The following is a 14,829-nucleotide window of genomic DNA, read 5'->3' as shown; positions in this document are numbered from 1 at the left end:
GCATAAAGCGAGTATTTCACTTTATGCGTTTCATTTTTTATCTTTTAAGAAATAACAGAGGTGGTTAATCTTGAAATACACACCTGACGATTTTCATCATCAAATATTTCTATTGACCAAACCTGATGCGAACGACCTAAATGAATCGGTTTACACACACCTCTAACCTTACCTTCTCTAGCTGAGCGAATATGGTTAGCGTTAATTTCTAGACCCACAATTTTCTGTTCACCTTCGGTACACAGATACCCCGCAACAGATCCCAGTGTTTCAGCTAAAACGACAGAAGCACCACCATGTAAAAGCCCTAAAGGTTGTTTTGTACGGTGATCAACCGGCATTGTTCCTTCAAGATAATCATCACCAAGGCACGTTAATTCGATACCTAAATGACTCATCATATTATTTTGCCCAATATGATTAAGATGCTCTAGTGTAGTTTCACGTTTCCATATCATGGCATAATCTCCAGTAGCGCCTGTAGTGGGTGTTTTAGCTCAATATTATCAATACGTTTTACTTGGCTACGACATGAGTACCCTGTACTTAAGCAACGCATAGTGGGTAATGTTTTTAATGCATTACCCCATGAGAGTTGGTAAATTCCTAATGAATTTTCATAATTATTCAGCTCATGTCCATAAGTTCCTGCCATTCCACAACATCCTGTGCTAACAAATTCGAGTTGCTGTCCATAACGTTGAAAAATTGTCTGCCACTGTTTCATGCTTAGTGGAAGCGCCGTCACTTCGGTGCAGTGGCCGAAAAGATACCATTTTTCAGCATCATCGCGAACAGCTATTGGTTCATTCACTAATTTATTTAGCCATTCATGAACAAGTTGAACATTAAAATCACCACGCTTATCACCCAGTATTTCACGATATTCATCGCGATAACAAAGCACTAATGCTGGATCAACCCCCACCATTGGAATACCTAATTGAGCAACACGATTAAGCATGGTTGAGGTTTTTTGCGCTGTTTTACTAAATTGTTGTAAAAAACCTTTAATATGTTGCGCTTTACCATTCGGTGAAAACGGCAGCAAAACAGGTTTAAATCCAATTTTTTCAATCAGTTTGATAAAATCAGCAACTACTTTTGCATCGTAATAGCTGGTAAAAGGATCTTGCACCACCAACACATAATGACTCCGTTGCTTATCTGATAAGCGCTCTAAATCTTCTAGCGTCATCGTTAAAGCTTGATGACCTGCGAGTTGCTGTTTTAACGTTGGTGATGATAGTAATGGTAAATCGACCATACCAATCGTATGTTTACTTAATGACTGTATCAAGGGTTGCTTCATAAAGAAATTAAAGAACCCCGGCGCTTTAGCCATTATTGGCGTTGTTAGTTCAACATTAGCAACAATATGGTCTTTTAATGGGCGTAAATAGCGCTGGTGGTACAGTTCCGTAAATTTTGAACGAAATGATGGCACATCAATTTTAATCGGACACTGAGTTGAACATGCTTTACAGGCTAAACAGCCATTCATGGCTGCTTTCACCTCATGTGAGAAATCATATTCACCACGTTTGGCTTTCCATGTATTGCGCGTCTTTTCTATCAAGCCCCTTAAACTTGGCTTGTTATTTTCAAGACTTGATTCAAGTTGTTTTGGGCTAACACCTTGCTCGGTTAATAACCGCAACCATTCTCTCACAAGTGCCGCTCGTCCTTTAGGTGAATGAATGCGTTGTCCGCTAATTTTCATTGAAGGGCACATTGGGCTTTTCGCATCAAAATTAAAGCAAAGCCCATTACCATTACAGTCTAAAGCTCCTTTAAAATCTTGACGAACAGATAATGGAATAGTGCGATCAAAGGTGCCTCGTTTAAGGGTATCAACCTGTTTCATAGGTTCATCAACCTCTAATGGAGGGCAGATTTTCCCAGGGTTAAGTCTATTTCGAGGATCGAACACCGTTTTGATTTGGCGCAGTTCATGATAAAGCGTTTCGCCAAAAAAATCAGGACTGTATTGCGCTCTAAAACCTTTTCCATGTTCGCCCCAAAGCAATCCACCATATTTAGCAGTCAATGCAACAATGTCATCTGAAATAGATTTCATTAATAGCTCTTGTTGTGGATCACACATATCCAGTGCAGGCCTTACATGTAAGACACCCGCATCAACATGACCAAACATACCGTAATTGAGCTGATGTCCATCGAGCAACGCCCTAAATTCTGTAATATAATCTGCAAGATGTTCTGGTGGTACACAGGTATCTTCCACAAAAGGAATTGGCTTTGCCCGCCCTTTTGCATTACCTAATAAACCTACCGCTTTTTTACGCATAGCATAAATACGGTTAATATCTGCTAAATCATCACACACTTGGTAGCCAATAACGCCACCTTTCCCTTCTTTCATTAATACGTCTAAACGTTGGCATAATGATGTCACTTGAGAATAAATCAATGCTTTATCATCACCGGCAAATTCAACAATATTAAGCCCTTGCATATCTTTATCAGGCACATCCGTGATCAATTCTTTGACGGAATGCCACACAATATCTTCACGAGCAAGGTTTAATACTTTGGAATCAACTGTTTCAACAGAAAGTGCGTTCGCTTTAACAAGAAAAGGCGCGTTACGTAATGCTGAATCAAAAGAGTCATATTTTACATTCACTAAACTGCGCTGCTTGGGGATCGGTGTAATATCCAGCGTTGCCTCTGTAATAAACGCAAGCGTTCCTTCTGAACCTGTTAATATTCTTGTTAAATCAAAGCGTTTCATGTCATCACTAAAAACATGGCGCAAATCATAACCCGTTAAAAAACGGTTTAGTTTAGGAAATTTTTCAAGAATAAGTTTTCGTTGCTCTTTACAACGCGATAAAACGGTTCGATAAACCTTACCCATCGCTGAGCTTTCTTTAGCAATATTTTCAGCAAGAGCAGTATCCATAGCACGGGTTTCAAGGAGTTCACCGCCTAAAAGTACAGCCCGAACACCAAGAACGTGATCAGAGGTTTTACCATAAACCATAGAACCTTGCCCTGATGCATCGGTATTAATCATGCCACCTAATGTGGCGCGGTTACTGGTAGAAAGCTCTGGCGCAAAAAAGAAGCCATACGGCTTTAAAAAAAGGTTAAGTTCATCTTTTATTACACCCACCTCAACTTTTACCCAACCCTCTTCTGGGTTTATCTCAATAATACGTTTCATAAAACGAGATAAATCAACCACAATGCCGTCAGTTAAAGCCTGTCCATTGGTTCCTGTTCCACCGCCTCTTGGCGTTAGTGAAAGTGAGTGAAAACGAGGTTCATCAACTAACCGTGCTATAATAGTGACGTCGGCTGTTGAGCGAGGAAAAACAACAGCCTGTGGCAATAGCTGATAAATACTATTATCTGTTGCCATAGTGAGTCTATCAGCGTAGCTGCTGGAAATATCACCAGTGAAACCATTTTTTCGAAGAGTATCAAGAAATTCAATTGTGAGTTCACTAACTTGCGGTGCTTGTGATATACGTGGGATCATGTGTTATAGCTCTTTAATCTAATAGTCCACATTGCTTAATTTTAGACGTTGAAATGTATGCCAATAGGTACATTGCTTCATTTTGTACTTTCAGACCGATACCTGTTCACCTTATCATACAATTCTGGCAAATTGCGTAGTGATATAAACAACGTGATATTTGCAATGTTAATTCATCTGCTTCTAGCATTTTTATTCGTGTAGGGATTTAAAACCATGGAAAAACCGCAGATCCATACAGATATACCCAAAGTTTTATTCACTGTTCTTTTTATTTCTTTTTTTATTATCGCCAGTTTTTGGATACTTAATCCCTTTATCGTGGGCTTTATTTGGGCTGGAATGATTGTTGTTGCGACATGGCCATTACTTCTTATTATTGAAAAACGTGTAAAATATCGTTGGCTATCTACCATGATAATGATGATCTTGATATTACTGATCTTTGTTATTCCCATTATCTTGTTAATTAGCAGTGTTATCGATAATAGTGCGCCATTAATTGAATTAGCAAAATCACCTTCGAATATTCAGCCTCCTCAACTATTGTGGTTAAATGATATTCCCATGATAGGAAGTAAACTTTATGACACATGGCACTCTATTCTTGTCTCTGGTGGCAATGCGTTAATCACCAAAATCCAACCTTATGTTGGGCAAGCGGCAAACTGGTTTTTTGCTCAAGCCTTAAATATCGGTCGATTTGCCTTACATTTAGGTGTGATGTTGTTATTTTCTGGCTTACTGTTTTTACAAGGTGAAAACGTTGTTGCTTGGTTACGCCATTTTGCGATTCGCTTGGCGGGCCAACGTGGTGATGCGGCTATTTTACTGGCATCCATGTCTATACGTGCAGTGGCTCTAGGTGTGGTATTAACTGCGTTAATTCAAGCCATTGTTGGTGGTGTTGGCCTTGCTGTCTCTGGTGTACCTTATGCTACCGTATTAACCGTTATCATGTTTATTTGTTGTCTCGCGCAAATAGGGCCTTTATTAGTGCTGATCCCGTCCGTTTTATGGCTATTCTGGACGGGTGATACCACTTGGGGCATCGTAATGGTAATTTGGGGCGGTGCGGTTGCAACCATGGACGGTATATTACGACCTTATTTAATCAAAATGGGAGCTGATTTACCGATGGTGTTAATTCTCACTGGTGTTATTGGGGGGATTTTAACATTAGGTATGATTGGATTATTTATCGGCCCTGTTGTTCTTGCTGTTGCACATAGTTTATTAAATGCATGGATTAATGAAGTACCAAAACCTAATCCTGATTTAACTGAAACAGTAGAATTTATGAATAAAAACTTTATCGAAAAAGAATAAATAATAATAGACCATGTAAGTGTAGCTACTTACATGGTCTAAAATAACCGCTCAAAGTTTAATAAAGATTATCAATTTAGGAGTAATTTATTATATTTTTATATTCAAACTTACAATTTGAAACAAATTACATTTTTTTAAACCTGTTTGTTACCAGCAAGTTATATTCACTTTTAAATAAACCAATATTCTTTTTATTGAGATAATTCTTAGAGCATAACTAACGTATTTCTCTTAATATAAATATCAACGAAACAAATGTTTCATCGAATTAATGATTTCGCCTTTCATATTAATAAATTAATTGGCGGGATGAAAGAATATAAAATATTGCTGTGTGTAGTCTTTGCCTGTCAGCCCATGATAGGCTTTTTTTTTGCCTATTATTTAATAATTGTATAAAAAAAGCTCACATTATTTTGTGAGCTTTTACTTATTGATGATTATATTAATTCTATTGTGCTAATTTAACCCAAGTTTTAATTACGGTATCTGGATTTAAGGATAAACTATCAATTCCTTCTTCCATTAACCATTGTGCGAAATCTTCATGGTCAGAAGGGCCTTGTCCACAAATTCCCACGTATTTACCGTTACGCTTAGCGGATTGAATCGCCATTGATAATAACGCTTTCACAGCATCATTACGCTCATCAAACAGCGAAGACACCACACCGGAATCACGATCAAGTCCTAATGTTAATTGGGTCATGTCGTTAGAACCGATAGAAAAACCGTCAAAATGTTCTAAGAATTTATCCGCTAATAAAGCATTTGATGGGATCTCACACATCATAATGACTTTTAAGCCATTCTCACCTCGTTTCAAGCCATTTACCGCTAATTCTTCAATCACTTCTTCAGCTTGGCGTACTGTACGAACAAATGGGATCATCACTTCGACATTATCTAAGCCCATATCATTACGAACTCGTTTTACCGCTTCACATTCTAAGGCGAAACAGCGGCGGAAATCATCAGACACATAACGACCTGCACCACGGAATCCTAACATCGGATTTTCTTCATGAGGCTCATACCGATCGCCACCCACTAAGTTGGCATACTCGTTAGATTTGAAGTCAGATAAACGTACAATAACGCGTTTAGGCCAGAATGCTGCGGCTAATGTCGCAATCCCTTCCGTTAATTTACTAATGTAATATTCAACAGGAGATTCATAACCTGCCATCATCTCGTTAATTTCCGCTTTTAACGCATCGCTTTGATCGTCATATTCTAATAATGCACGAGGATGAACACCAATCATACGGTTGATGATAAATTCTAAACGTGCCAGACCTACACCATCATTGGGTAAACCTGCAAAATCAAATGCCCGATCAGGATTGCCGACGTTCATCATGATTTTCAAGTCAAGTTCAGGCATGTTATCGATTGCGGAGCTCTGAATAGAAAAATTCAGTTTACCATCATAAACAAACCCAGTGTCGCCTTCAGCACAAGAAACGGTAACTACTTGTCCTTCAGTAATGCATTCTGTGGCATCACCACAACCAACAACCGCTGGAATGCCCAACTCACGCGCAATAATCGCCGCGTGGCAAGTTCTACCTCCACGATTAGTTACTATTGCGGAGGCCTTTTTCATGATAGGTTCCCAATCTGGGTCTGTCATATCGGTAACAAGTACATCACCCGCTTCAATTCTATCCATCTCGTTTAAATTATGAATAACTTTGACTGTACCTGTACCAATGCGGTGACCAATAGCACGACCTTCAATAATAACAGAACCACTTTCATTTAACTGATAGCGCTCCATCACTTGCTGGTTTGAACGCACCGTTTCAGGGCGTGCTTGTACGATATACAAACGACCGTTATGTCCATCTTTAGCCCACTCAATATCCATTGGACGACCATAGTGACGTTCAATCAATACGGCTTGTTTAGCCAGCTCTTGAACTTCATCATCAGTCAAAGAAAAACGATTGCGCAGTGATTCTGATGTATCTTCAATACGGACTTGTTTGCCATGCTCAATACTGTCTGCGTAAACCATTTGGATCTTTTTAGAACCTAAGTTACGACGCACAATAGAAGGAAGGCCTTTTGCTAAAGTTGGCTTATGTACATAGAACTCATCTGGGTTAACTGCGCCCTGTACAACCATTTCACCCAAACCATAAGCTGATGTAATAAAGACAACTTGATCAAAACCAGATTCTGTATCAATGGTAAACATCACACCAGAAGAGGCAAGATCAGAACGCACCATACGTTGAACCCCTGCAGATAATGCAACACCGCGGTGATCATAGCCCTGATGAACACGATAAGAGATTGCTCGGTCGTTAAATAACGAAGCAAATACATGTTTAATCGCAATGAGAATGGCATCAATACCTTGAACGTTTAAAAACGTCTCTTGTTGGCCAGCAAAAGAAGCATCAGGCATATCTTCTGCTGTTGCAGATGAACGAACAGCAAAAGAAGCCTCTGACTCACCTTCACTTAATGTGAGATAAGCATCACGGATATCTTTTTCAAACTGGGGTGTAAAAGGTGTATCAATTACCCATTGGCGAATTTGATTACCTGCTTGGGTCAGTTGATGAACATCATCAACATTAACGCTATCAAGCAATTCATAAATACGCTGATTGATACCGCTCTGTTCCAGAAAATCATTAAACGCTTGCGCTGTGGTAGCAAACCCATTAGGAACAGAAACACCCAGTTCCGCTAGGTTTGTGATCATTTCACCGAGGGAAGCATTTTTCCCACCAACACGATCAACGTCATTCATACCTAATTGGTTATACCAAAGCACATTGCACGGGGTGAGGCTATTGCTGGACATTGAGAACAATCCTTTTTTAAACAATTATGAGAGAGAGAGAAAAAAAAGAAAAACCCGCTGTCAAAACGACAACATAAATAAGCGTATCACAATGTTACAGTGAATATGGAAAGGTGAATCGATCAACCAGAAAACTTTATTTTTTTATCCTTTATAATCACTAAAAACACTATAGATAATATTGTTTGATTTGCTAATTCAGCTAAAAAAGGTGAGTGTTATGATATTAAGCTTGAACTCTATTAATTGTGATAATAATGAACCTATTGATAGAACAGTCTTTTTTATCTCTGATGGTACAGCGATTACAGCCGAAGTATTAGGTCACGCCGTACTTTCTCAATTTCCATTAAAAATGAAAAGTTATACATTACCTTTTGTTTCTACTGTGGAAAGAGCTGAAGAAATAAAACAGAAAATCACTGAAATTTATAAAAAAAGTGGCGCTAAACCTCTTGTGTTTTATTCTATTATCAGCCCAGAAGTTAAGCAGATAATAAATAGCAGTGAAGGCTTTTGTCAGGATATTGTGCAATCGTTAGTGTCCCCACTTGAAAAAGAAATGGGTATTAAAGCCTCTCCAAAATTAAATAAAACACATGGGCTAACCGAAAAAAACCTCAGTAAATATGATGCGCGAATTGCTGCAATTGAATACACACTCTCTCATGATGATGGAATATCATTACGTAATCTCGACCAAGCACAAGTTATCTTAATTGGTGTTTCTCGTTGTGGAAAAACCCCCACCAGCCTCTATTTAGCCATGCAATTTGGTATTCAGGCTGCCAACTATCCTTTTACTGCAGATGATATGGATTTCTTAAAATTACCCAATGAATTAAAAGAGTATCAGCATAAATTATTTGGGTTAACGATTGCACCAGAACGCCTTGCCGCTATTCGTAGTGAACGTCGTGAAAACAGCCGTTATGCGTCCATTCGTCAATGTAGAATTGAATTATCAGAAGTAGAGGCTCTTTTTAGAAAAAACAATATTCCTTATCTCAATACAACCAATTACTCTGTAGAAGAAATTTCAACCAAGGTAATTGATTCTATGGGATTAGCAAGAAGAATGTTCTAGCACTGAATAGTGCCTTTTTTATTGGGTTTTCTCTGAAAACGCGGTTGAAATTAGCTGAATTTCGTTTATTGTGATCTTAATCACTGGGTAGACTTACCCTGTATATTTATTGAGATGAATTATGTTAAAGACAGACGAACTACGGACTAAGGTTTTAGACAGTCTGATAACACCAGAAACCTTAGCAAAAGAGTTCCCCATTTCTGATGAGATTATCAATAATATCACATCAGCACGTAAACGAATTGAAGCGATCCTCACAGGTGAAGACAAGCGACTTTTAGTGATTGTGGGTCCTTGTTCTATTCATGATCCTAAAGCAGCAAAAGAGTACGCCACTAAACTTAATCAGCAAAAAGAACGTTACCATGATCGTCTAGAAATTGTCATGAGAACCTACTTTGAAAAACCACGTACTGTTATTGGTTGGAAAGGCTTAATTTCTGATCCTTATCTTGATAACTCTTGTAATGTTAATGAAGGCATTCGTCTTGCAAGAAAATTATTAATTGAAATTAATACGTTAGGCTTACCTACTGCAACTGAATTTCTTGATATGGTTACTGGACAATATATTGCTGATTTAATCAGTTGGGGAGCAATTGGTGCGAGAACCACAGAAAGTCAGGTTCATCGTGAAATGGCTTCAGCTCTTTCTTGTCCTGTTGGCTTTAAGAATGGCACTGATGGCAATACCCGCATTGCCATTGATGCTATTCGTGCATCGCGGGTTGGTCACACCTTTTTATCGCCTGATAAAAATGGTCGCATGACTATTTACCAAACTAGCGGTAATCCTTATGGTCACATTATTATGCGTGGTGGTAAAAAACCAAATTACCATGCAAGTGATATTGCGGATGCTATTGATGCACTAAAACAAGTTGATTTACCTGAGCATCTCATTATTGACTTTAGCCATGGTAATTGTGAAAAAATTCATCGTCGCCAACTTGAAGTGGCACGAAATATTAGCCAACAAATTAAAGATGGCTCACAAGCGATTGTTGGTATTATGGCGGAAAGCTTTTTACAAGAAGGCTCACAAAAAGTGGTGCAAGATAAACCGTTGGTTTATGGACAATCGATCACTGATCCTTGTTTAAGTTGGAGTGATACCGAACAATTGCTTGAATTATTAGCACAAGCGGTTGAAAGTCGATTTCAATAAGCTGACTAATCCTGATAGAGTTTAACACTTTTCAACGTTAAAACGCTCGATAACATCATCGGGCGTTTTGTATTTTAAAAGGAATTACTTTCCCATTTTTCGTCTCTCTTTACCCTAACTATCACTTCTTGCTAACTTTTGTATTTTAATAAAAACATAAACCTATTTTATTCCATTGTTTTAAATTTCATCAGATACCGCTTAGCCACTCACAATATGACTTAAATTTACCTGTTTACGTTAAAAAAAGCTTGTCTAAACACATTTGTTAACGATAATGATTATCATAATGATAACGCTTATTACTCTTAGTGTATTATGAATAAAAAAGCTAATAATTTGGATAGTTCTTTTATCAAACAGAATGCTCATTCTTCATTAATTCAATCTATTAATAGCACTGAATTATTGGGTAAAGATGGTGTGGTTTATATTCAACACAACGGAGAGTTGTATCAACTACGCCAGACAAAAGCAGGAAAACTGATCTTGACTAAATAGTCATTTTTAACAATAACCGCAAGCCACCTACACACTCAGCTAGGCAGCCAGCTAAATAACTCCATATACAAGGACTTTTTATGGACATTTATGGTATGTGTATGCTGAAAAAATATTACAAATATTCAGGTATCGCAACAGCACTTTGCCTGTTGTATTCTCCTATTGCCTCTGCACACATTGAAAATACAGAAACGGACTCTCTTACTGTTATTGGTCATTTAACTGATAAAACAGTTCTCGACTTTCATTCCATTATTGATAATTCGACACCTCAATCACAAACAGCATCAACAACAGGTGAAATGCTAAATAAAGTGGCAGGTGCAACGATATCAGGTACTGGCGTAACAAATGGTGCCAATATCTTTATGCGAGGTTATGACCAGAAAGGCGTTAAAATTCTGGTCGATGGTATTCAACAACCATTAGAAAATACCATTAATAACTTAGGTGGTTTATTTCTAGATCCCTCTTTAATTAAACGAATTGATGTAAAACACGGCACTTCATCGACTTTGCATGGTGAAGGTGCAATAGGTGGCGTCATTTCATTTAATACCCTTTCTCCTCAATCAATATTAAATACAGACCGCAAATTAGGCGCAAAACTATTTAGTTCAATGTCGTCTGCTGATCGCCATTTTTCTTATGGTGGGGTCATCGCTGGAAGACATGATATTGCGGAAGGTTTATTTGCTTACAGCCAACGTCAGCGTGGCCCTATTCGCTTAGCGAATGGCGATAAAATGGAAAATAGCGAGCATATTAAAAACTTTTTTGCTAAAGCTTATTTTTACCCTACTGAAAATCAAACATTAATATTCTCAGCCCGTCATTATCAGAATGGTGGAGAACAACGCGAAGTCTTGCACCGTATGGGCGGATTTGGCAAAAAAGAAAGTAACCGAGTAGAGCGTGAATCTAAACAAAAGAATTATTCAGTAACTTACCATTATGAATCAGACACAAATACTTGGGTTAATTTAACCAGTCATTTGTATTATTCTCAATTCAATATCAACCAAACCTTTTTAACGGATACTTCTCTTTCTGATTACCAACGTAGACAAAATCAACAAGGAAAGATAGGTCGAAATGAAGATAGAACACAATCAACTTATGGATTAAAAATTGAGAATAGCTCTCTATTTTCCTATTCAGAGCAGTTAAATCAAAAAATCACCTTTGGTACAGAAGCTTATCAGCAAAAAATGGTTTCTAACCAATCAGCCAAGAACTTTCCTCTCGCAAAAATGGTTTATGCCGCAGGTTGGCTAGAAAGTCAGCTTTCAACACCTGCTTTACCTTTAACATTAACCACCGGTTTGCGTTATCACTATTATAAAAACAAACCACAAAGTGCATTAAATTCACTTTTAGAAGATTTTAAACAACATAAACCCGATTTTCATCAAACAAGTGAAAGTGATGTTAGTAAAAATATTGCCCTAACATTTACACCAACAAAATGGTTGCAACTTTATACTTCTTATTCAACGAATATAAGAGTGCCGACATTAAATGAAATGTTTAATGATTCACTTCATTTTGAAATCCCAGCTGTTTTTGGTCGCTCAGCAAAAGGATTTTGGATCCCCAATCCTAATCTTAGCCCTGAAAAAAATCGCACTTGGGAATATGGTGGAAAACTCACGTTTTCTCACTTATTAACATCTAATGATGAGTTTTCTCTGAATGCAGCTTATTTTGATACAAAAGCGATAGACTATATTACTTATGATATTTGGGATGCGCGCGTATTAACGAAAAAGCTTCATCTACAAGCCATCAATATTCCTCAAGCACTTATCGATGGTATTGATCTCGGCTTACACTATTCACATCCATTAATTTCTCTAGGGTTGAGCTATAACCGTACACATACCCTTGAATTAACGTCTCATGAAACAATTTCACCTGTTCGTCCTGAAATACTGACCACCTTTATCCAGCTTCCTATTGCTAGAACCTCATTTTCACTGGGGTGGTCTGGAAAATTTGCCAGTGCAACTGAAAATAAAGGGACACATAAAGGACGAGCGCCTCATGTGAAAGGAAAAACAACCAATCGAATGCAAGAGCTTATTGCTCAATATCCGGGGTACGGTGTCCACGATTTTTCAATTGGTTATCAATCTCAACATAATAAAGATATTCAAGCCGCATTGGTACTTGCTAATGCCTTTAACCGAGAGTACTTCTCGGCACTTGGCGTGCCACAAGAAGGCAGAAATATCAAAATGTCCGTCAGTTATCGCTGGTAGATGAGGAGCAATGATTTTTATAACAAAGGGCTGTTTTAACAGCCCATTAAAATAACGGAGATTCATCTGCATGTCTCGGTCATCCCTATTGATTAAATTTAGTTTGCTGGCTGTTACTGTTTCTTCTGCTTGTGTATCAGCACAAGAGAAAACACAAACTAACGAGGAGAAAAAAACAGAAGTACTTACCGTTTATGCGACAGGTAATGAGCGTGATAGCTTCACATTACCGATGATGTCAACTGTTATCAGAAATAACAATGCATTGTCAGAAACCGCAGGCAGTGCTTCGGAGCTACTTCGCCATGTACCTGGAATTTCAATTTCAGGCGCAGGTCGTACTAATGGTGAAACCATCAGTATGCGTGGATACAGTAAGAATGGAATATTGACACTTGTAGATGGTGTACGCCAAGGAACAGACACTGGCCATATCGACAGCATTTTTGTTGATCCACTTCTGATAAAACAAGTTGAAGTGGTTCGAGGCCCTTCTGCGTTGTTATATGGTAGCGGAGCACTTGGTGGTGTTATCGCTTACGATACTGTTGATGCCAGCGACCTGCTTTCAAAAAATGAACACGGCGGTGTACGTGTTACCGGTTTAGGCAATACAGCTCAACATAGCCAAGGTTTAGGTGTCACTGCTTTTGGTAGGTACGATAACCTAGATGGTCTCATTGCATTATCGGCCCGTGATAAAGGTGATACTCGTTATGGTGGAGGTTATCGTGCACAAAATGATGAAACCATTATTAACCTACTCTCCAAAGGGCGTTGGCTCATTGATGATAGTAATACGTTAAGTGGTCAATTTCGCTATTACCATAATGATACTCATCAACCTAAAAATCCTCAAATCGCGGGTAACCCAACATCTGCTAATGTAGAAACTGACCGTACGACAACACAAAAAGATGTACAGTTAACATACCAATATAATCCTTCAGATTTACAATGGATTAATTTAAAAACACAAGCTTATTACAGTGAAATTGATATCAACGCCAAAACATTACAAAAAGGATTTGAAGGTCGAGAGCAGAAAACCTATGGCGTAAAACTTGAAAACCGCTCACAAGTAGGTATGCATAACTTTGCATCTCACGGACTTACTTATGGCGGAGAAGTTTATAAGCAAAAACAATCACCAAGCCAAAATGCGGAAAGTTTTCCACAAGCCGATATCCGCTTTATGTCAGGTTGGGTTCAAGATGAAGTCACATTACGTGATTTGCCTGTCTCCTTAATTTTAGGGACACGTTTCGATAAATATAAAAGCCAGAACGATCGTTATGATGACATTACTGCTGACAAATGGTCATCAAAAGGGGCTATCAGTATCACACCAACAGATTGGTCAATGCTTTATACCTCTTACTCACAAGCTTTCAGAGCGCCAACCTTAGGGGAAATGTATAACGATGCAAAACATTTTGATGCGCCATTTCCAGGAGCACCAACAAACTATTGGCGCCCTAACCCAAATTTAAAACCAGAAACCAATTCAACAACTGAATATGGATTTGGTTTTCAATTCGACGACTTATTATCTAATAATGATAATCTGAAAATTAAAGCCGCCCATTTCAATACTCGTGCAAAAGATTATATTGATGCAGATGTCGCTATTTTTCAGGGGTATACACAATCTACAAATATTCCAAGAGCAACTATTTGGGGGTGGGATGTTTCAATGAGCTACCAATCAAAATTTTTCAATTGGGACTTAGCGTATAACCACACCAAAGGAAAAGATAATGCCACTAATGCCTCAATTACCTCAATTGAGCCTGATACATTAACTAGTCGCTTTGATATTCCTGTACCAAATACGGATTTCTCTGTCGGTTGGGTTGGTCAATTTACCAAAAAAACCGACTTTACTCAGCATGACCGTTTTAACCGCCCAACCAATCGCCAACAAGCAGGTTATGGCGTTAATGATTTTTACCTTCGCTATGAAGGTAGTGCCTCATTAAAGGGGCTAACAACCTCATTTGTACTGGGTAACACATTTGATAAAACTTATTACTCTTCTGCAGGTATTCCTCAAGAAGGCCGTAATGCAAAAGTACTTATGAGTTATCAGTGGTAATTAACAATAAAATCAACGATAGATACAATAGGAGTTTC

Annotated in this window: 9 protein-coding genes; 6 read left to right on the top strand and 3 right to left on the bottom strand. The window is 38.2% G+C overall.

From position 1 onward, the window contains the following. Positions 1–44: 44 nt before the first annotated feature. Complete coding sequence (gene menI, locus INT04_RS02290) at positions 45–458, bottom strand: 1,4-dihydroxy-2-naphthoyl-CoA hydrolase (RefSeq protein ID WP_193014515.1); 414 nt, start codon at positions 456–458, stop codon at positions 45–47. Then, positions 455–3,511 carry an FAD-binding and (Fe-S)-binding domain-containing protein gene (locus INT04_RS02285; protein WP_193014514.1) on the bottom strand — a complete coding sequence of 1,019 codons (3,057 nt, stop codon included), beginning with the start codon at positions 3,509–3,511 and terminating at the stop codon, positions 455–457. Before INT04_RS02285 ends, menI begins: the two co-directional genes overlap by 4 nt. Positions 3,512–3,727: 216 nt before the next feature. Between INT04_RS02285 and ydiK the strand changes: the two genes are divergently transcribed. Then, positions 3,728–4,840: an AI-2E family transporter YdiK gene (gene ydiK, locus INT04_RS02280; protein WP_193014513.1), complete on the top strand. Its 1,113-nt coding sequence runs from the start codon at positions 3,728–3,730 to the stop codon at positions 4,838–4,840. A gap of 454 nt (positions 4,841–5,294) precedes the next feature. Here ydiK and ppsA read toward each other — a convergent pair whose 3' ends face one another. After that, positions 5,295–7,667, bottom strand: a complete 2,373-nt coding sequence (gene ppsA / locus INT04_RS02275; RefSeq protein ID WP_193014512.1) for a phosphoenolpyruvate synthase — start codon at positions 7,665–7,667, stop codon at positions 5,295–5,297. A gap of 220 nt (positions 7,668–7,887) precedes the next feature. Between ppsA and INT04_RS02270 the strand changes: the two genes are divergently transcribed. The 5 genes from INT04_RS02270 (at position 7,888) to INT04_RS02250 (ending at position 14,791) form a co-directional block, all read left to right on the top strand. After that, positions 7,888–8,754: a pyruvate, water dikinase regulatory protein gene (locus INT04_RS02270; RefSeq protein WP_193014511.1), complete on the top strand. Its 867-nt coding sequence runs from the start codon at positions 7,888–7,890 to the stop codon at positions 8,752–8,754. Between the two features lie 121 nt (positions 8,755–8,875). Further along, on the top strand, positions 8,876–9,925 hold the full coding sequence (locus INT04_RS02265) for a 3-deoxy-7-phosphoheptulonate synthase (RefSeq protein WP_193014510.1): 1,050 nt from the start codon (positions 8,876–8,878) through the stop codon (positions 9,923–9,925). Positions 9,926–10,264: 339 nt separating this feature from the next. Further along, positions 10,265–10,426 (top strand): hemin uptake protein HemP, encoded by a 162-nt coding sequence (gene hemP, locus INT04_RS02260; protein WP_319022954.1) that lies wholly within the window; start codon positions 10,265–10,267, stop codon positions 10,424–10,426. Positions 10,427–10,506: 80 nt separating this feature from the next. Continuing rightward, positions 10,507–12,693 carry a TonB-dependent receptor domain-containing protein gene (locus tag INT04_RS02255; protein ID WP_193014508.1) on the top strand — a complete coding sequence of 729 codons (2,187 nt, stop codon included), beginning with the start codon at positions 10,507–10,509 and terminating at the stop codon, positions 12,691–12,693. A gap of 70 nt (positions 12,694–12,763) precedes the next feature. Beyond that, positions 12,764–14,791 (top strand): TonB-dependent hemoglobin/transferrin/lactoferrin family receptor, encoded by a 2,028-nt coding sequence (locus INT04_RS02250; RefSeq protein WP_193014507.1) that lies wholly within the window; start codon positions 12,764–12,766, stop codon positions 14,789–14,791. The last annotated feature ends 38 nt before the right edge of the window (positions 14,792–14,829 follow it).

Origin of the sequence: Proteus sp. FME41 (assembly GCF_014897315.1) — a bacterium.
Taxonomy (GTDB): Bacteria; Pseudomonadota; Gammaproteobacteria; order Enterobacterales; family Enterobacteriaceae; genus Proteus.
The sequence above is the reverse complement of the archived record's forward strand: the minus strand, read 5'-3'. Positions and strand labels throughout refer to the sequence as shown.

Excerpts from the sequence above, each read along its gene's own strand:
- ppsA (WP_193014512.1), bottom strand. The coding sequence starts at position 7,667 with ATGTCCAGCAATAGCCTCACCCCGTGCAATGTGCTTTGGTATAACCAA.
- INT04_RS02250 (WP_193014507.1), top strand. The coding sequence starts at position 12,764 with ATGTCTCGGTCATCCCTATTGATTAAATTTAGTTTGCTGGCTGTTACT.
- menI (WP_193014515.1), bottom strand. The coding sequence starts at position 458 with ATGATATGGAAACGTGAAACTACACTAGAGCATCTTAATCATATTGGG.
- INT04_RS02285 (WP_193014514.1), bottom strand. The coding sequence starts at position 3,511 with ATGATCCCACGTATATCACAAGCACCGCAAGTTAGTGAACTCACAATT.
- INT04_RS02270 (WP_193014511.1), top strand. The coding sequence starts at position 7,888 with ATGATATTAAGCTTGAACTCTATTAATTGTGATAATAATGAACCTATT.
- INT04_RS02265 (WP_193014510.1), top strand. The coding sequence starts at position 8,876 with ATGTTAAAGACAGACGAACTACGGACTAAGGTTTTAGACAGTCTGATA.
- INT04_RS02255 (WP_193014508.1), top strand. The coding sequence starts at position 10,507 with ATGGACATTTATGGTATGTGTATGCTGAAAAAATATTACAAATATTCA.
- ydiK (WP_193014513.1), top strand. The coding sequence starts at position 3,728 with ATGGAAAAACCGCAGATCCATACAGATATACCCAAAGTTTTATTCACT.